The 18,066-nt window shown below is 32.8% G+C and carries 19 protein-coding genes and 2 other annotated features (1 of these 21 only partly in view); of the genes, 18 read left to right on the top strand and 1 reads right to left on the bottom strand.

From position 1 onward, the window contains the following. Nucleotides 1–95: a sequence feature (ribosomal protein L20 leader region), on the top strand (it extends 31 nt beyond the left edge of the window). Nucleotides 96–123: 28 nt separating this feature from the next. From infC to AA076_RS08425, 17 genes are all read left to right on the top strand, one after another. Further along, a complete protein-coding gene (gene infC / locus AA076_RS08510; protein ID WP_001791162.1) occupies nucleotides 124–651 on the top strand; it encodes a translation initiation factor IF-3 in 528 nt (175 codons plus the stop codon). Between the two features lie 28 nt (nucleotides 652–679). Then, nucleotides 680–880 carry a 50S ribosomal protein L35 gene (gene rpmI, locus AA076_RS08505; protein WP_001125540.1) on the top strand — a complete coding sequence of 67 codons (201 nt, stop codon included), beginning with the start codon at nucleotides 680–682 and terminating at the stop codon, nucleotides 878–880. Between the two features lie 46 nt (nucleotides 881–926). After that, complete coding sequence (rplT, locus tag AA076_RS08500) at nucleotides 927–1,283, top strand: 50S ribosomal protein L20 (RefSeq protein ID WP_001138360.1); 357 nt, start codon at nucleotides 927–929, stop codon at nucleotides 1,281–1,283. Between the two features lie 141 nt (nucleotides 1,284–1,424). Further along, complete coding sequence (locus AA076_RS08490; protein ID WP_000032657.1) at nucleotides 1,425–2,033, top strand: NUDIX domain-containing protein; 609 nt, start codon at nucleotides 1,425–1,427, stop codon at nucleotides 2,031–2,033. Between the two features lie 18 nt (nucleotides 2,034–2,051). Continuing rightward, a complete protein-coding gene (locus AA076_RS08485; RefSeq protein ID WP_001280018.1) occupies nucleotides 2,052–2,981 on the top strand; it encodes a hypothetical protein in 930 nt (309 codons plus the stop codon). 4 nt (nucleotides 2,982–2,985) lie between these two features. Next, on the top strand, nucleotides 2,986–3,096 hold the full coding sequence (locus AA076_RS15090) for a hypothetical protein (protein ID WP_011447025.1): 111 nt from the start codon (nucleotides 2,986–2,988) through the stop codon (nucleotides 3,094–3,096). Nucleotides 3,097–3,143: 47 nt separating this feature from the next. Next, on the top strand, nucleotides 3,144–4,445 hold the full coding sequence (tig, locus tag AA076_RS08475) for a trigger factor (protein WP_000127573.1): 1,302 nt from the start codon (nucleotides 3,144–3,146) through the stop codon (nucleotides 4,443–4,445). 150 nt (nucleotides 4,446–4,595) lie between these two features. Continuing rightward, a complete protein-coding gene (gene clpX, locus AA076_RS08470; protein ID WP_000472302.1) occupies nucleotides 4,596–5,858 on the top strand; it encodes an ATP-dependent Clp protease ATP-binding subunit ClpX in 1,263 nt (420 codons plus the stop codon). A 153-nt stretch (nucleotides 5,859–6,011) separates the two neighbouring features. Then, nucleotides 6,012–6,602 (top strand): ribosome biogenesis GTP-binding protein YihA/YsxC, encoded by a 591-nt coding sequence (yihA, locus tag AA076_RS08465; protein ID WP_000867697.1) that lies wholly within the window; start codon nucleotides 6,012–6,014, stop codon nucleotides 6,600–6,602. Nucleotides 6,603–6,818: 216 nt separating this feature from the next. Continuing rightward, on the top strand, nucleotides 6,819–8,165 hold the full coding sequence (gene hemA / locus AA076_RS08460; protein WP_000545467.1) for a glutamyl-tRNA reductase: 1,347 nt from the start codon (nucleotides 6,819–6,821) through the stop codon (nucleotides 8,163–8,165). Nucleotides 8,166–8,186: 21 nt separating this feature from the next. Then, on the top strand, nucleotides 8,187–9,002 hold the full coding sequence (gene ccsA / locus AA076_RS08455; RefSeq protein ID WP_001157329.1) for a cytochrome c biogenesis protein: 816 nt from the start codon (nucleotides 8,187–8,189) through the stop codon (nucleotides 9,000–9,002). 41 nt (nucleotides 9,003–9,043) lie between these two features. After that, the gene (hemC, locus tag AA076_RS08450; protein ID WP_001230228.1) at nucleotides 9,044–9,970 is read left to right on the top strand and encodes a hydroxymethylbilane synthase; all 927 of its coding nucleotides are present in this window, start codon (nucleotides 9,044–9,046) and stop codon (nucleotides 9,968–9,970) included. 21 nt (nucleotides 9,971–9,991) lie between these two features. Further along, nucleotides 9,992–10,660 (top strand): uroporphyrinogen-III synthase, encoded by a 669-nt coding sequence (locus AA076_RS08445; protein WP_000805950.1) that lies wholly within the window; start codon nucleotides 9,992–9,994, stop codon nucleotides 10,658–10,660. Nucleotides 10,661–10,662: 2 nt separating this feature from the next. Next, the gene (gene hemB, locus AA076_RS08440) at nucleotides 10,663–11,637 is read left to right on the top strand and encodes a porphobilinogen synthase (RefSeq protein WP_000667126.1); all 975 of its coding nucleotides are present in this window, start codon (nucleotides 10,663–10,665) and stop codon (nucleotides 11,635–11,637) included. A 47-nt stretch (nucleotides 11,638–11,684) separates the two neighbouring features. Continuing rightward, complete coding sequence (hemL, locus tag AA076_RS08435; protein WP_001270868.1) at nucleotides 11,685–12,971, top strand: glutamate-1-semialdehyde 2,1-aminomutase; 1,287 nt, start codon at nucleotides 11,685–11,687, stop codon at nucleotides 12,969–12,971. A 60-nt stretch (nucleotides 12,972–13,031) separates the two neighbouring features. Beyond that, a complete protein-coding gene (locus AA076_RS15085; protein WP_001788970.1) occupies nucleotides 13,032–13,133 on the top strand; it encodes a hypothetical protein in 102 nt (33 codons plus the stop codon). Between the two features lie 33 nt (nucleotides 13,134–13,166). Beyond that, entirely contained in the window at nucleotides 13,167–14,240 is a 1,074-nt protein-coding gene (locus AA076_RS08425; RefSeq protein ID WP_001240848.1) for an AbrB family transcriptional regulator, read from the top strand. A 222-nt stretch (nucleotides 14,241–14,462) separates the two neighbouring features. Here AA076_RS08425 and AA076_RS08420 read toward each other — a convergent pair whose 3' ends face one another. Further along, nucleotides 14,463–15,023, bottom strand: a complete 561-nt coding sequence (locus AA076_RS08420; protein ID WP_001001228.1) for a DNA-3-methyladenine glycosylase I — start codon at nucleotides 15,021–15,023, stop codon at nucleotides 14,463–14,465. A gap of 57 nt (nucleotides 15,024–15,080) precedes the next feature. Then, nucleotides 15,081–15,382: a binding site (T-box leader), on the top strand. Nucleotides 15,383–15,425: 43 nt separating this feature from the next. On the opposite strand from AA076_RS08420, the gene AA076_RS08415 reads away from it, so the two are divergent. Next, nucleotides 15,426–18,056 (top strand): valine--tRNA ligase, encoded by a 2,631-nt coding sequence (locus AA076_RS08415; protein WP_000425353.1) that lies wholly within the window; start codon nucleotides 15,426–15,428, stop codon nucleotides 18,054–18,056. The last annotated feature ends 10 nt before the right edge of the window (nucleotides 18,057–18,066 follow it).

The following is an 18,066-nucleotide window of genomic DNA, read 5'->3' as shown; positions in this document are numbered from 1 at the left end:
GTAGCGACGCATAAAGCAGTTGGCAGGTTAATCACATTACACATAACTGTGTATAAGGAAGAGCGGGTATTTTATACCTGCTCTTCCTTTTTGCTTGGTGCAAATTTCGTAAAAATTTTGGAGGTGTCAACCATAGCAAAAGATCAAACTCAAATCAATGACAAAATTCGTGCAAAAGAATTACGTTTAATCGGTCAAGATGGTGAACAAATTGGTGTTAAATCAAAGCGTGAAGCTTTAGAAATGGCTGAACGTGTAGATTTAGACTTAGTGGTCGTTGCACCGAATGCGAAACCACCAGTTGCAAGAATTATGGATTACGGTAAATTCAAATTCGAACAACAGAAAAAAGAAAAAGAAATGAAAAAGAAACAAAAAATTATCAATGTTAAAGAAATTCGTTTAAGTCCAACAATTGAGGAACATGATTTCCAAACGAAGTTGAAAAACGGACGTAAATTCTTAACTAAAGGCGATAAATGTAAAGTATCTATTCGTTTCAGAGGGCGTGCCATTACGCATAAGGAAATTGGTCAACGTGTGCTAGAAAAATATGCAGATGAATGCAAAGATATAGCAACAGTTGAACAAAAACCTAAAATGGACGGGCGTCAAATGTTTATCATGTTAGCGCCAACAGCTGAAAAATAATTAAAGCTATTACAGGAGGACTTATATTATGCCAAAAATGAAAACTCACCGCGGAGCAGCTAAACGTGTTAAAAGAACTGCTTCAGGTCAATTAAAACGTTCAAGAGCTTTCACATCTCACTTATTCGCAAACAAGAGCACTAAACAAAAACGTCAATTACGTAAAGCTAGATTAGTGTCTAAGAGCGATATGAAACGTGTAAAACAATTATTAGCATACAAAAAATAAGAACAAATACAGAAATCGGTAGGAATTACCTAAGGAGGAATTTTTTATGCCACGAGTTAAAGGTGGAACAGTAACAAGAGCGCGTCGTAAAAAAACGATTAAATTAGCTAAAGGTTACTTCGGTTCAAAACATACATTATACAAAGTAGCTAAGCAACAAGTAATGAAATCAGGTCAATATGCTTTCCGTGACCGTCGTCAACGTAAACGTGACTTCCGTAAATTATGGATTACACGTATCAACGCAGCAGCTCGTCAACATGAAATGAGCTACTCACGTTTAATGAACGGTTTGAAAAAAGCTGGTATCGACATTAACCGTAAAATGTTATCAGAAATCGCAATTTCTGACGAAAAAGCATTTGCTCAATTAGTAACTAAAGCTAAAGATGCTTTAAAATAATAACACTTATAAAAAAGAGATGGCATTGTCATCTCTTTTTTATTTTTTAAATAGCAAAATGCCACATTTAATCGCTAAAATATGACATATTTGCTAAAATGCATTTAAGAGAACAAACATTAAAGTGAGGAGTTTTATACGATGTCTAAATTTGATGAACAAATCATTGTAGTACCTAGAGAAATTATTTTTAATAATGAAAAGAATACTTTCAATGGGTTTTTAAATAAGAATAAACCAGAAGGTCAAAATATTTTTGATGCGCTAAGTCAATATGAAGTTAAGCGACGCGGCGATATGGAAGAGGATCCATCATATAAACAACTCATTTCTTATTGTTTACTTGAAAATGAGCATGGCGAGATATTAGTGTATGAACGATTATCTGGCGGTGGAGAAGCTCGATTGCATGGACAATCTTCAATAGGTGTAGGCGGTCATATGAATGATGTTCCAGGAGCAGAATCTATTAACGAAGTATTGAGAGTTAATGCACAGAGAGAATTAGAAGAAGAAGTAGGTTTAAGTGAGCAAGATTCACAAAATATGGAATATATCGGTTTTATTAATGACGATAATAATGAAGTGGGCAAGGTACATATTGGTGTTGTATTTAAAATCACTGTAAGTACGAATGATGTAGAAGCTAAAGAAACAGATACTTTACGAATAAAATGGGTTGAAAAAGGCAACATAGAGTCATATGATGATTTCGAAACGTGGAGTGCATTAATCCTTCAAGATTTATAATCAAACGAGGTGACATATATGTCAGATATTATTCAGTTTCCTAACTCTTCGAAAAAGTTATATAAAGATATAAAACGTGCTGAACAAGACCAAAACTATGACCTGATGTATGAATATATTGTGCAATATGAACGTCAATTTGAACTCACTGAAGAAATAGCAATGATGAAATGCCGTATGTTATATGAGACGGGGTCATTTCTTGAATTAAGAGAAGAAACAATTGTCTTATTGAAAACTGGCATACAACAATATGATGCATTGATGATTTATTACGTGAAAAGTTTGATTGGTTTGGGACAATATTTTGAAGCGGTAGAAGTAATTCATCAAATTATTGATGAAGTCAAAGATCACAAAACAAGAATGGCATTACATCCTCTTAAAGAATTTGCTAAGTCAAAATTAATTGAAGATGAAAAACGATTGACTCAGTCATTAGCTGATTTTGATACGTTATCAATGAGGGAACAGACGCACTTGATTTTGAAGTTAATAGACAATGGTCATTTTCAATTTCAAGAAACGGTATTATATATATTAAAATCTAATACGTACAGTTATAACCTCATTAGTTTAATGATTGAGTATTTAAGGTTCGCAAATTGTACACAAGAACTGACAATTGAAAAGTATGGTATGGATGTAACTTTTGTACCAGCTAATTTAAAAGGGCTAGAACATACAACACTTAAAGAAAAAGTTATACCTAACGTTATGGAAACATTAAATGATGGTGCTTTACATATCGCTGAAGAAGCACACCATATTATGAATAATCACTCTATCATGATTTATCCAATTGATATTGAAACTTTGTTTGAAACGAATAAATGGATTAATGCATACGAATGTTATTTCAAAAATATGTTAGGACTTAAATGTGAATTACAAAGTATCGATGCATTTAATTTTATTCAGCAATTAGATTTGAATAATAATAGTTAAATTGTTGCAAAATAATACTCAGCATTTTAATATAGTTTTGACGAAAAAAGTTGATTTACAAATATATAAACGTTGTGATTTCAATGTTTGTATAGGGAATAGACGTATGATATAATAGGGAAGTTGAAAAAATAAATTAGTTAATCATGGAGGTATATATACATGACAGCAACTTGGGAAAAAAAGGAAGGTAACGAAGGTTTATTAACTGTTACTGTTCCTGCAGAAAAAGTAAACAAAGCGTTAGATCAAGCATTCAAAAAAGTGGTTAAACAAATTAACGTACCTGGATTCCGTAAAGGTAAAGTGCCACGTCCAATTTTTGAACAACGCTTTGGTGTAGAAGCATTATATCAAGATGCTATCGACATTTTATTACCAGATGCTTATGGTGAAGCAATTGACGAAACTGATATTAAACCAGTTGCACAACCAGAAGTAAGTGTTACTCAAATTGAAAAAGGTAAAGATTTCATTTTTGAAGCAACAGTTACAGTTGAGCCAGAAGTTAAATTAGGAGACTATAAAGGTCTTGAAATTGAAAAACAAGAAACTGAATTATCTGATGATGAGTTACAAGAAGCGATTGACCACAGCTTAGGACATTTAGCTGAAATGGTCGTTAAAGAAGATGGTGTTGTTGAAAATGGCGACACAGTTAACATCGACTTTAGTGGTTCAGTTGACGGAGAAGAATTCGAAGGTGGACAAGCTGAAGGTTACGATTTAGAAATCGGTTCAGGTTCATTCATACCTGGTTTCGAAGAGCAATTAGAAGGTATGAAAGTTGACGAAGAAAAAGATGTTGTCGTAACATTCCCAGAAGAATACCATGCTGAAGAATTAGCCGGTAAAGAAGCAACTTTCAAAACAAAAGTTAACGAAATTAAATTTAAAGAAGTCCCAGAATTAACAGATGAAATTGCTAATGAATTAGATGCAGAAGCAAATACAGTAGACGAGTACAAAGAAAACTTACGTAAACGTTTAGCTGAACAAAAAGCTACAGATGCTGAAAATGTTGAAAAAGAAGAAGCGATTACAAAAGCTACTGATAATACAACAATCGATATTCCTGAAGCAATGGTTAATACTGAATTAGATCGTATGGTGTCTGAATTTGCACAAAGAATTCAACAACAAGGTTTAGATTTACAAACGTACTTCCAAATCTCAGGTCAAGATGAAACTCAATTAAGAGAGCAAATGAAAGACGATGCAGAACAACGTGTTAAAACTAACTTAACTTTAACTGCGATCGCTGAAGCTGAAAAAATCGAAGCTACTGATGAAGATATCGATAAAGAATTAGAAAAAATGAGTAAACAATTTAATATCTCAGTTGAAGATATCAAAAATACTTTAGGTAATACTGATATCATTAAAAATGATGTTCGTATCCAAAAAGTTATCGATTTATTAAGAGATAACGCAAAGTTCGTTGAAGGAACTAAAGAAGATTAATCTTCATTAAATATTAAATTACAAAAATGAGTAGCAGATGCATAGCTTATGTATCTGCTACTATTCTTTAAGCAAAAAGTTTGTATGTTAATATGTTGCATTGTAACATCCAATCTAGTATAGTCTTTAACGAATAGGGGTGTAAAAAGAATGTTTAAATTCAATGAAGATGAAGAAAATTTGAAATGCTCTTTCTGCGGAAAAGACCAAGATCAAGTAAAAAAACTTGTAGCAGGAAGTGGTGTATATATTTGTAATGAGTGTATTGAATTATGCTCAGAAATCGTCGAAGAAGAATTAGCTCAAAACACTTCTGAAGCGATGACAGAATTACCTACTCCTAAAGAAATTATGGATCATTTAAACGAATATGTTATTGGTCAAGAAAAAGCTAAAAAATCTTTAGCTGTAGCTGTTTATAACCACTATAAGCGTATTCAACAATTAGGACCAAAAGAAGATGATGTTGAATTACAAAAAAGTAACATTGCATTAATTGGGCCAACAGGTAGTGGTAAAACATTATTAGCTCAAACCTTAGCCAAGACGTTGAATGTACCATTTGCAATTGCAGATGCGACAAGTTTAACTGAAGCTGGTTATGTAGGCGATGATGTTGAAAATATCTTGTTGAGATTAATTCAAGCAGCTGACTTTGACATTGATAAAGCCGAAAAAGGTATTATTTATGTAGATGAAATTGATAAAATTGCACGTAAATCTGAAAACACATCTATAACACGTGACGTTTCAGGTGAAGGTGTTCAACAAGCATTGCTTAAAATCTTAGAAGGTACGACTGCAAGTGTTCCGCCACAAGGTGGACGCAAACATCCAAACCAAGAAATGATTCAAATTGATACAACAAATATCTTATTTATTCTTGGTGGTGCCTTTGATGGTATTGAAGAAGTGATTAAGCGCCGTCTTGGTGAAAAAGTTATTGGTTTCTCAAGCAATGAAGCTGATAAATATGACGAACAAGCATTATTAGCACAAATTCGCCCAGAAGATTTGCAAGCCTATGGTTTGATTCCTGAATTTATCGGACGTGTGCCAATTGTAGCTAATTTAGAAACATTAGATGTAACTGCGTTGAAAAACATCTTAACGCAACCTAAAAATGCACTTGTGAAACAATATACTAAAATGCTGGAATTAGATGATGTGGATTTAGAGTTCACTGAAGAAGCTTTATCAGCAATTAGTGAAAAAGCAATTGAAAGAAAAACAGGTGCGCGTGGTTTACGTTCAATCATAGAAGAATCGTTAATCGATATTATGTTTGATGTGCCTTCTAACGAAAATGTAACGAAGGTAGTTATTACAGCACAAACAATTAATGAAGAAACTGAACCAGAACTATACGACGCAGAAGGCAATTTAATTAATAATAGTAAAACATCAGCTTAATCATTGATGTGTTATAAAAGTGAAAAGCTCCAATCAAAGTTGACGCTCAAATAGTTTAACTTTGATCGGAGCTTTTTTATAATGTATACCGAAAGGTTCAAATATTATATAATGGTAGAATTGAAAGAGAATATAAAAAAGTGAGGATATAAAATGAAAGTTAATCCTAATAATATAGAATTAATCATTAGTGCAGTAAAAGAAGAACAATATCCAGAAACAGAATTGTCTGAAGTTGCACTGAGCGGTCGATCTAATGTAGGTAAGTCTACATTTATCAATAGTATGATTGGCAGAAAAAATATGGCACGTACATCACAGCAACCCGGCAAAACGCAAACGTTAAATTTTTATAATATAGATGAACAACTTATTTTTGTGGATGTTCCAGGGTATGGATATGCTAAAGTAAGTAAAACACAACGTGAAAAATTTGGGAAAATGATTGAGGAATATATAACTAAGAGAGAGAATTTGCAATTAGTTATTCAATTAGTTGATTTAAGACATGATCCAACACAAGATGATATCTTAATGTACAATTATTTGAAACATTTTGATATTCCTACTTTAGTTATATGCACTAAAGAAGACAAAATTCCAAAAGGTAAGGTTCAAAAGCATATTAAAAATATTAAGACACAATTAGATATGGACCCAGACGATACAATTGTAAGTTATTCATCAATTCAAAATAATAAACAACAACAAATATGGAATTTAATTGAACCGTATATTTCATAGTTTTTGTACGTCAAAACTTATACAAAAATTTTAAAAATAATGTAAGCACGAAACTTTTAATTAGTACACAATTGATAACATTTTTCAACGTTCATCATTTTGTCAAAAACTCAAAAGTAAATTAGAAAGATTATAATTTATTTAAGCATCGTACTTAATTGGATTTTAAATTATGTTATAATATTTGTATTGTTAGTATATATGGGGGCGTTTCAAATGCATTTTATTGCAATTAGTATAAATCATCGCACAGCTGATGTTGCACTAAGAGAGCAAGTTACTTTTAGAGATGATGCCTTACGAATTGCCCATGAAGATTTATATGAAACTAAATCTATTTTAGAAAATGTCATATTATCAACATGTAATCGAACTGAAGTATATGCTGTTGTTGATCAAATTCACACAGGTCGTTACTATATTCAACGATTTCTAGCTCGTGCATTTGGATTTGAAGTAGATGATATTAAAGCAATGTCAGAAGTAAAAGTGGGGGACGAAGCAGTAGAACATTTATTGCGTGTCACTTCTGGTTTAGATTCAATCGTACTTGGAGAAACTCAAATTTTAGGTCAAATAAGAGATGCATTTTTCTTAGCGCAAAGCACAGGTACGACAGGAACAATTTTTAATCATCTATTTAAACAGGCAATTACTTTTGCAAAAAGAGCACATAATGAAACAGATATAGCTGATAATGCTGTAAGTGTGTCTTATGCTGCGGTCGAGTTGGCGAAAAAAGTATTTGGCAAATTGAAAAGTAAGCAAGCTATCATTATTGGTGCAGGGGAAATGAGTGAATTATCACTATTAAATCTTCTTGGTTCTGGAATTACTGATATTACAGTAGTAAATAGAACAATTGAAAATGCTATGAAATTAGCAGCAAAGCATCAAGTGAAATATGATGAACTATCATCATTACCAAATTTACTTGAAAGTGCAGATATTGTGATTAGTTCAACGAGTGCACAATCTTATATCATTACAAATGAAATGATAGAAAGAATTGCAGAAAATAGAAAGCAAGATTCACTAGTATTGATTGATATTGCAGTTCCTCGAGATATTGAACCTGGTATTAGTGCCATCACAAACATCTTTAATTATGATGTTGATGACTTAAAAGGTTTAGTTGATGCAAACTTACGTGAGCGACAATTAGCGGCTGCAACAATTTCGGAACAAATTCCTACAGAAATACATGCACACAATGAGTGGATTAGTATGTTGGGTGTTGTTCCAGTGATTAGAGCTTTACGTGAAAAAGCTATGGCAATTCAAGCAGAAACGATGGACAGTATTGATCGTAAATTGCCAGGGTTAAGCGAAAGAGAACGTAAAATTATATCTAAACATACAAAAAGTATCATCAATCAAATGTTGAAAGATCCTATTAAACAGGCCAAAGAATTAAGTAGTGATAAGAAAAGTAATGAAAAATTAGAGCTATTTCAAAATATATTTGATATCGAAGCTGAATGTCCTCATGAGCAAGCGAAGCAACAAAAAGAAAGCAAGGTCAAGGAAATTTCAGCGCGACGTATCTTTAGTTTTGAATAAGCATATTAATATGGTGATAATATGCAAGAAAACCTGTTTATTCGATTCAATGAAATTATATTATTAATATACTTAATCAGTATCATTTGCTATTTTTATGATTTTGTACAAAAAAGTCATAAGATTAGAAGTTTAGGCATATATTTATTGGGGATTGTTTGGGTTTTACAAACAATCTCTTTATCTATTTTTATTATACAAACTAGACATATTCCATTAGGGTCTATTTCAGATGTATTCTATACTTTAAGTTGGCTGATTATTTCAATCTCTTTAATTCTTAACCTTATCAAAGTTTTGAATTTCTCTGTGTTTTTCTTGAATTTAATAGGGTTAACACTTTTAGGGATGAATACATTTCAACCGACACATTATACTAATAAGGTTCAGAAAATTGCTGTTGTAGACGAGTTACTGTTAGTCCATATCGGTCTAGCTGTGTTAAGTTATGTCTTCTTTGCCTTAGCTTTTGTCAATGCATTACTGTATATCATGCAATACCGTAATTTGAAGGAAAAACGTTTTGATCAAAAATACTTTAGAATTGGTAGCGTTGCTACACTTGAATCAATTGTGTTTTACTCAACGTTAAGTGGGTGGATAATTCTCATATTTAGTATTATTTTAGGTACACAGTGGGGTGTAATTTCAGTTGGTGAACGTATATTCATTGACCCGAAGGTAATACTCTCTTCAATTATTACAGTATTATATGGAAGTTATATTTTACTTAGAATCAACAAATGGTTGAATTCAAGATATTTAATATACTATAACATTATTTTATTTTGCTTAAATATGATTAATTTATTTTTTGCAACACATTTTGTGAATTGAGAAAATAATCTAGAGCAATCCGTTCCTAGGAGGAATTGAACATGCGTAAATTAGTCGTTGGCTCCAGAAGAAGTAAATTAGCTTTAACACAAAGCCAGCAATTTATTGATAAATTAAAAGCTGTCGAGCCAAATCTAGAAATTGAAATTAAAGAAATTGTCACGAAAGGCGATCGTATAGTAGATAAACAATTGTCTAAAGTCGGAGGCAAAGGCTTATTTGTTAAAGAAATACAACATGAACTTTTTGAAAAAAATATCGATATGGCAATACACTCGCTTAAAGACGTACCAAGTGTAATTCCGGAAGGTTTAACATTAGGTTGTATCCCTGATAGAGAATTACCTTTTGATGCGTATATTTCTAAAACACATACACCACTATCCCAATTGCCAGAAGGCAGTATTATTGGTACTAGTTCATTACGTCGTGGTGCACAAATATTATCTAAGTATCCTAATTTAGAGATTAAATGGATTAGAGGTAATATAGATACACGATTAGAAAAGTTACAAACTGAAGATTATGATGCGATTATTTTAGCTGCAGCTGGTTTAAGAAGAATGGGCTGGTCAGATGATATTGTAACATCTTATCTTGATAGAGATACATTGTTACCTGCAATCGGACAAGGTGCTTTAGGGATAGAATGTCGTAGTGACGATGAAGAACTATTAACATTATTAAGCAAAGTACATAATGATGAGGTTGCAAAATGTGTGACTGCTGAACGAACGTTTTTAGCAGAAATGGATGGTAGTTGTCAGGTGCCAATTGCAGGATATGCTACAATCTCAGATCAAAACGAAATCGAATTTACAGGTTTAATTATGACCCCAGATGGTAAAGAACGATTTGAATATACAATGAACGGAACAGATCCGGTTGAGTTAGGCAAAACAGTGAGTAACAAATTAAAAGAGCAAGGTGCTTATGAAATTATAAAACGCTTAAATGAACAACATTAAATAATGGAGTGACGTTTAAATATGAAGCCAGTTGTAGTTATGACACAAACAAATGACATGCAAAGTGATTTAGTATCAATTATTCACAAACCCTTTATTGATATAAAGCCACTAAATTTTGATATTCATTTGTTAAATCAACGCTATGACTGGCTTATTTTTTCATCTAAAAATGCTGTGAAATTCTTTTATAAATATCTAAAAGGAATTAATGTTGATAACATTGCTGTGATAGGAAGTAAGACAGCGCAATATTGTGAATCACTTGGCATTCGAGTTGATTTTATGCCAAACGACTTTTCTCAAGAAGGATTTTTAAAATCATTTAATCAAACTAACCAAAAAATACTTTTGCCTTCGAGTGAATTGGCGAGACCATTGTTATTAGCAGCGTTATCTAAAGATAATGAAGTTGTTAAAATAGATTTATATACTTCAGTGCCTAACAAACAAAATATACAAGATGTTAAAGAAATGATAGAACATCAACAAATCGATGCATTAACATTTTCAAGTTCGTCGGCAGTACGTTATTATTTTAATGAAGGATTTGTACCAAAATTCAAGTCGTATTTTGCTATTGGAGAACAAACAGCACGGACCATTAAATCATATCAACAACCAGTAACAATTGCAGAAATTCAAACACTCGAATCACTAATTGAAAAGATTTTAGAAAGTAGGGGCTAAAAATGAAATTTGATAGACATAGAAGATTGAGATCATCAGCGACAATGAGAGATATGGTTAGAGAGAATCATGTAAGAAAAGAAGATTTAATATATCCAATTTTTGTAGTTGAAAAAGACGATGTGAAAAAAGAAATTAAGTCATTGCCAGGTGTATACCAAATCAGTTTGAATTTACTTGAAAGTGAATTAAAAGAAGCTTATGACTTAGGCATACGTGCCATTATGTTTTTCGGTGTTCCAAACTCAAAAGATGATATAGGTACTGGTGCATACATTCACGATGGTGTTATTCAACAGGCAACACGTATTGCTAAAAAAATGTATGATGACTTATTAATTGTTGCAGACACTTGTTTATGTGAATATACTGATCATGGTCATTGTGGCGTGATTGATGACCATACACATGACGTTGACAATGATAAATCATTGCCACTACTTGTTAAAACAGCAATTTCTCAAGTGGAAGCTGGTGCTGATATTATTGCGCCAAGTAATATGATGGATGGTTTTGTTGCTGAAATTCGTCGTGGATTAGATGAAGCCGGCTATTACAATATTCCTATAATGAGTTATGGTGTCAAGTATGCATCAAGTTTCTTTGGACCTTTTAGAGATGCAGCAGATTCAGCGCCATCATTTGGGGATAGAAAAACGTATCAGATGGACCCTGCTAACCGTTTGGAAGCACTTCGTGAATTAGAAAGTGATCTTAAAGAAGGGTGCGACATGATGATTGTTAAACCTGCTCTAAGTTATTTAGATATAGTTCGAGATGTTAAAAATCATACGAATGTTCCAGTTGTTGCATATAATGTGAGTGGAGAATATAGTATGACTAAAGCAGCGGCACAAAATGGTTGGATAGATGAAGAACGTGTCGTTATGGAACAAATGGTTTCAATGAAACGTGCAGGTGCTGATATGATTATTACGTATTTTGCAAAGGACATTTGTCGCTATTTAGATAAATAAGGTTTTATATTTATGATTTTCCATAAACTGTAGGAGGAATTTACTTTATGAGATATACGAAATCAGAAGAAGCAATGAAGGTTGCTGAAACTTTAATGCCTGGTGGTGTAAATAGTCCAGTACGCGCATTTAAATCAGTAGATACACCAGCAATTTTTATGGATCACGGTAAAGGTTCAAAAATTTATGATATCGATGGTAACGAGTATATCGACTATGTACTAAGTTGGGGACCACTTATTTTAGGACATAGAGACCCTCAAGTTATTAGTCATTTACATGAAGCAATTGATAAAGGTACAAGTTTTGGTGCATCAACATTACTTGAAAATAAATTGGCGCAGCTCGTTATTGACCGAGTACCTTCAATAGAAAAAGTGCGTATGGTGTCATCTGGTACAGAAGCTACATTGGATACTTTAAGATTAGCACGTGGTTATACTGGCAGAAATAAAATTGTGAAATTTGAAGGTTGCTATCATGGTCATAGTGATTCGTTATTAATCAAAGCTGGTTCTGGGGTGGCAACATTAGGATTGCCGGATTCTCCTGGTGTGCCTGAAGGTATTGCTAAAAATACAATTACAGTTCCATACAATGATTTAGATGCACTTAAAATCGCTTTCGAAAAATTTGGAAACGATATTGCTGGTGTAATCGTAGAACCTGTTGCTGGTAATATGGGTGTCGTACCGCCGATTGAAGGTTTTTTACAGGGATTAAGAGATATTACGACTGAATACGGCGCATTGCTAATTTTCGATGAAGTAATGACTGGTTTCAGAGTCGGTTATCATTGTGCACAAGGTTACTTTGGTGTGACACCAGATTTAACTTGCTTAGGAAAAGTTATCGGTGGAGGACTACCTGTAGGTGCATTTGGTGGTAAAAAAGAAATCATGGATCATATAGCACCATTAGGAAATATTTATCAAGCGGGTACGTTATCAGGAAATCCTCTTGCAATGACAAGTGGTTATGAAACGTTAAGCCAATTAACGCCAGAGACATATGAGTATTTTAATATGTTAGGCGATATACTTGAAGACGGTTTAAAACGTGTATTTGCTAAACACAATGTACCAATAACTGTAAATAGAGCAGGTTCAATGATTGGTTATTTCTTAAATGAAGGACCTGTAACTAATTTTGAACAAGCGAATAAAAGTGATTTGAAATTATTTGCAGAAATGTATCGAGAAATGGCAAAAGAAGGTGTGTTTTTACCACCATCTCAATTTGAAGGTACATTCTTATCTACGGCACACACGAAAGAAGATATTGAAAAAACGATTCAAGCATTTGATACGGCTTTAAGTCGTATTGTAAAATAAATATACGGACAAATTGAGAGCCTGAACTTTGTTCAGGCTCTTTTTAAATGTATATAAGGCATGGGCGGCGACTTGATAGTGAAAGTCCATATATGCTTTGTAGTCAAAACTGCTAGCGGATATTGTTATCTTAACAAACGTGAAGCTCAAGCAGCAATTTAGTCATTTTATTTTTTATTGAAAGAAGTGGAAAACATGGCAATGATATATAGAAATAATTTCATTGTGTTCGTTTTATCATTTTTTATTAGTATTCTACTGTATTCATCGCACGTATTACTTCCATTTATGTTTGGTCCTATTATCGCATCAATCATTTGTGTAAAAGTTTTCAAACTTGATATTAAATGGCCATTCTTACTTAGTGAATTAGGTATTGTACTATTAGGTGTGCAAATCGGATCAACGTTTACGAAAAATGTCGTTATGGATATTAAAAACAATTGGCTTTCGATTATTGTTGTATCTATTTCGATATTATTAATTGCAATAGTAATGGCATTTGTTTTTAAAAAAATTGCACGTATTAATACAGAAACAGCTATTTTAAGTGTTATACCAGGAGCACTAACACAAATGCTGGTCATGGCTGAACAAGACAAACGTGCTAATTTGTTAGTTGTTAGCTTAACGCAAACATCACGAATTATATTTGTTGTTGTTTTAGTACCGTTCATTTCATATTTTTTTCATGATGGTAACATGCATGCGAATGGAAAGTTAACAAAAGTCTTGCCTTTATCACAAGTATTAAACATAGGGCAAATAGTTATTTTAGCGATAGCTATCTTTATAGTTTATCTAATTATGTCTAAAATAAAGTTTCCAACATTTCAATTATTAGCACCACTCATTGTATTAATTGTTTGGAATTTTTCTACAGGTTTAACATTTACACTAGATCATTGGTTGTTGAACATGGCACAACTAATATATATGATTAGAATTGGAGTTCAAATTGCGCATTTATTGTCAGATTTAAAAGGTAGACTAGCAATCGCAATTACAATTCAAAATATTATGTTGATAATTGGTGCGCTAATCATGGTTTATATCATACATTTCTTTGATAATAATCCTATTAATGAATTGTTTCTTGGTGCAGCACCAGGAGGGGTTAATCAGATAGTTTTAGTTGCATTAGCTACTGGTGCCGATGTTGCTATGATTACGAGTTATCATATTTTCCGAATCTTTTTCATCCTATTTATTATTGCACCAGGAATTAATTACTTTTTAAAATATCGTTCGAATAAGCGTGAAGATTAGAAACTATCATCCATCTAAGTTGAATTATGCTTAGGATAGAATTCATTATTAAGGTTTAAGCAAAGGTTGTACATCTATTTTTAGATTAAGATATCTAATATTAGCAGAGCATTAACTTGGAACTTTAACTTATGATTTGAATAAATTTTCACATTAAAAAACGAGACAGTCTATTAGTTAAAAATAGATGATGTCTCGTTTACTTTATGATGCTATAGCAAATTAATTATGTTTAGGCTTTGATGGACAATCTTGTAAATGTGCATCATATAAACCGGCTGCTTCTAAAAACGAAAATACTGTTACTGGACCTAAAAATTTAAACCCGTATTGTTTTAAATCTTTAGATAGTTGTGTTGCAGTATCATCAACTGTGATACGATCAGAAGCATGTTCATACTGCAAATCTTTAGGCTTACCATTTACATATGACCATAAAAATTTACTAAAACTACCATATGCTTGTTCAATTTTTAAATACCCTTGAGCTTGATTAACAATTGCTTCTAATTTTTTACGATGATGAACGATATTTGGAAAAGTCATTAAGCGGTCGATATCTTGAGCGGTCATTTGTGCTACCTTTTCTGGTTCGAAATCATAAAATGCTTCTTCATAGGCTTCTTTCTTTTTTAAAATAGTTAACCAAGATAGCCCAGCATGTTGTGATTCTAATGCTAAAAGTTTAAACAATGCCTTGCTATCATAGAGCGGTTGTCCCCATACATGATCATGATAGTCTAAGTAGACTGGATCTTTAGTACCAAATGCGCATTCATTCATTTTATTCCCACCTATACATTGACTTATTTTGTCAATCATTATACTATAAGTTAAGAGTTTAATATAGGATTTGGGAAGAGTAAGTTCAAATTATTTTAAAGAGAGCATATGATTTGGTGTGAGTATGTAAATGATTTTTACTGAAGGTAGCCCACAGAGTATCTTAGCTGAACGTGATTAATAGTAGGCTAAGACGTGTTTGAGCGTTAATCATAATCTAGAGTGCTTGAAGAGATGAAGCATTTCAAATTTCACGATGATAGTATTGGTATGATTATTCCAATTATGTTAAAAGAGTGAATTTGATATTAATCATCCTTCTTGAATATAGGTGGTACCACGGAATATCCGTCCTATTTGTATATAGGATGGATATTTTTATTTTTTTAGGAGGTATAGCAAATGGAAATGAAACCAAAATATGATCCTCGTGAAGTTGAAGCGGGACGTTATGAAGAATGGGTAAAGAATGGTTATTTTAAACCGTCAGAAGATAAATCAAAAGAAACATATACAATTGTTATCCCGCCACCAAATGTAACTGGTAAATTACATTTAGGACATGCATGGGATACGACTTTACAAGATATCATTACACGTATGAAACGTATGCAAGGATACGATACGTTATACTTACCAGGTATGGATCATGCTGGTATTGCGACACAGGCAAAGGTAGAAGCTAAATTAAATGAACAAGGAATAACTAGATATGATCTTGGTCGTGAAAAGTTTTTAGAACAGGCATGGGATTGGAAAGAAGAGTATGCGTCATTTATTCGTGCGCAATGGGCTAAATTAGGTCTAGGTTTAGATTATAGTAGAGAACGTTTTACTTTAGATGAAGGTTTAAGTAAAGCAGTTAAAAAAGTTTTTGTTGATTTATACAATAAAGGAATTATTTATCGTGGCGAACGTATTATAAATTGGGATCCTAAAGCACGTACAGCTTTATCTGATATTGAAGTAATACATGAAGATGTTCAAGGTGCGTTTTATCATTTTAAATATCCTTACGCTGATGGTGAAGGTTTTATTGAAATTGCAACAACAAGACCAGAAACGATGTTAGGTGATACAGCGATTGTTGTTAACCCTAATGACGAACGATACAAAGATGTAATCGGTAAAACTGTTATATTACCAATCGTAGGACGCGAACTGCCTATTTTAGCAGATGAGTATGTTGATATAGACTTCGGTTCTGGTGCTATGAAAGTGACACCAGCACATGACCCTAATGATTTTGAAATTGGTCAAAGACATCAATTAGAAAATATTATCGTTATGGATGAAAATGGTAAAATGAACGACAAAGCGGGTAAATATGAAGGTATGGACCGTTTTGATTGTCGTAAACAGCTAGTTAAAGATTTAAAAGAACAAGATTTAGTTATCAAGATTGAAGATCATGTTCATTCTGTAGGTCATTCAGAACGATCTGGCGCTGTTGTTGAACCATATTTATCAACACAATGGTTTGTGCGCATGGAAGACTTAGCGAAACGTTCATTAGATAACCAAAAAACAGATGATCGTATTGATTTTTATCCGCAACGTTTCGAACATACATTTAACCAATGGATGGAAAATATTAGAGATTGGACGATTTCAAGACAATTATGGTGGGGTCATCAAATTCCGGCTTGGTATCATAAAGAAACAGGCGAAATATATGTTGGAGAAGAAGCGCCAACTGATATTGAAAATTGGCAACAAGATGAAGATGTATTAGATACGTGGTTCTCAAGTGCTTTATGGCCTTTCTCTACGTTAGGTTGGCCTGATTTAGAAAGTGAAGACTTTAAACGATACTACCCAACAAATGCCTTAGTTACAGGTTACGATATTATCTTTTTCTGGGTAGCACGCATGATATTCCAAGGCTTAGAATTTACAGATCGTCGTCCATTTAATGATGTATTATTACACGGTTTAGTTCGTGCTGAAGACGGGCGTAAGATGAGTAAATCATTAGGTAATGGTGTGGATCCAATGGATGTTATTGACGAATACGGTGCTGATAGCTTGCGTTACTTCTTAGCAACAGGTTCATCTCCAGGACATGATTTAAGATACTCAACTGAAAAAGTTGAGTCAGTGTGGAACTTTATCAATAAAATCTGGAATGGGGCACGTTTCAGTTTAATGAATATCGGTGAAGACTTTAAAGTTGAAGATATCGATTTAAGTGGTAACTTATCATTAGCAGATAAATGGATTCTAACACGTTTAAATGAAACGATTGCAACAGTTACTGATTTAAGTGACAAATATGAATTCGGCGAAGTTGGACGTGCATTATATAATTTCATTTGGGATGATTTCTGTGATTGGTACATTGAAATGAGTAAAATTCCAATGAATAGTAATGATGAAGAACAAAAACAAGTTACACGTTCAGTATTGAGTTATACTTTAGACAATATTATGAGAATGCTACATCCATTCATGCCATTTGTAACAGAGAAAATATGGCAAAGTTTACCACATGAAGGTGACACAATTGTTAAAGCTTCATGGCCAGAAGTGCGTGAATCATTGATTTTTGAAGAAAGTAAACAAACAATGCAACAACTTGTTGAAATCATTAAATCTGTAAGACAATCACGTGTAGAAGTAAATACGCCATTGTCTAAAGAAATACCTATTTTAATTCAAGCTAAAGATAAAGAAATTGAAACAACTTTATCACAAAACAAAGATTATTTAATCAAATTCTGTAATCCTAGTACCTTAAATATTAGCACTGACGTGGAAATTCCTGAGAAAGCAATGACATCAGTTGTAATTGCAGGTAAAGTGGTATTACCATTAGAAGGGCTAATTGATATGGATAAGGAAATCAGCCGTTTGGAAAAAGAATTAGCTAAACTTCAAAGCGAATTAGATAGAGTAGATAAAAAGCTCTCTAATGAAAACTTTGTAAGTAAAGCACCTGAAAAGGTTATAAATGAAGAAAAACGTAAAAAACAAGATTATCAAGAAAAATATGATGGTGTGAAGGCAAGAATTGAACAATTAAAAGCATAGGAGTTAGTAA

It is taken from the genome of Staphylococcus aureus (assembly GCF_001027105.1).
Classification (GTDB): Bacteria; Bacillota; Bacilli; order Staphylococcales; family Staphylococcaceae; genus Staphylococcus; species Staphylococcus aureus.
This window is presented reverse-complemented; position numbering and strand designations above follow the sequence as displayed.

Excerpts from the sequence above, each read along its gene's own strand:
- rpmI (WP_001125540.1), top strand. The coding sequence starts at position 680 with ATGCCAAAAATGAAAACTCACCGCGGAGCAGCTAAACGTGTTAAAAGA.
- rplT (WP_001138360.1), top strand. The coding sequence starts at position 927 with ATGCCACGAGTTAAAGGTGGAACAGTAACAAGAGCGCGTCGTAAAAAA.
- AA076_RS08490 (WP_000032657.1), top strand. The coding sequence starts at position 1,425 with ATGTCTAAATTTGATGAACAAATCATTGTAGTACCTAGAGAAATTATT.
- AA076_RS08485 (WP_001280018.1), top strand. The coding sequence starts at position 2,052 with ATGTCAGATATTATTCAGTTTCCTAACTCTTCGAAAAAGTTATATAAA.
- tig (WP_000127573.1), top strand. The coding sequence starts at position 3,144 with ATGACAGCAACTTGGGAAAAAAAGGAAGGTAACGAAGGTTTATTAACT.
- clpX (WP_000472302.1), top strand. The coding sequence starts at position 4,596 with ATGTTTAAATTCAATGAAGATGAAGAAAATTTGAAATGCTCTTTCTGC.
- yihA (WP_000867697.1), top strand. The coding sequence starts at position 6,012 with ATGAAAGTTAATCCTAATAATATAGAATTAATCATTAGTGCAGTAAAA.
- hemA (WP_000545467.1), top strand. The coding sequence starts at position 6,819 with ATGCATTTTATTGCAATTAGTATAAATCATCGCACAGCTGATGTTGCA.
- ccsA (WP_001157329.1), top strand. The coding sequence starts at position 8,187 with ATGCAAGAAAACCTGTTTATTCGATTCAATGAAATTATATTATTAATA.
- hemC (WP_001230228.1), top strand. The coding sequence starts at position 9,044 with ATGCGTAAATTAGTCGTTGGCTCCAGAAGAAGTAAATTAGCTTTAACA.
- AA076_RS08445 (WP_000805950.1), top strand. The coding sequence starts at position 9,992 with ATGAAGCCAGTTGTAGTTATGACACAAACAAATGACATGCAAAGTGAT.
- hemB (WP_000667126.1), top strand. The coding sequence starts at position 10,663 with ATGAAATTTGATAGACATAGAAGATTGAGATCATCAGCGACAATGAGA.
- hemL (WP_001270868.1), top strand. The coding sequence starts at position 11,685 with ATGAGATATACGAAATCAGAAGAAGCAATGAAGGTTGCTGAAACTTTA.
- AA076_RS15085 (WP_001788970.1), top strand. The coding sequence starts at position 13,032 with ATGGGCGGCGACTTGATAGTGAAAGTCCATATATGCTTTGTAGTCAAA.
- AA076_RS08425 (WP_001240848.1), top strand. The coding sequence starts at position 13,167 with ATGGCAATGATATATAGAAATAATTTCATTGTGTTCGTTTTATCATTT.
- AA076_RS08420 (WP_001001228.1), bottom strand. The coding sequence starts at position 15,023 with ATGAATGAATGCGCATTTGGTACTAAAGATCCAGTCTACTTAGACTAT.
- AA076_RS08415 (WP_000425353.1), top strand. The coding sequence starts at position 15,426 with ATGGAAATGAAACCAAAATATGATCCTCGTGAAGTTGAAGCGGGACGT.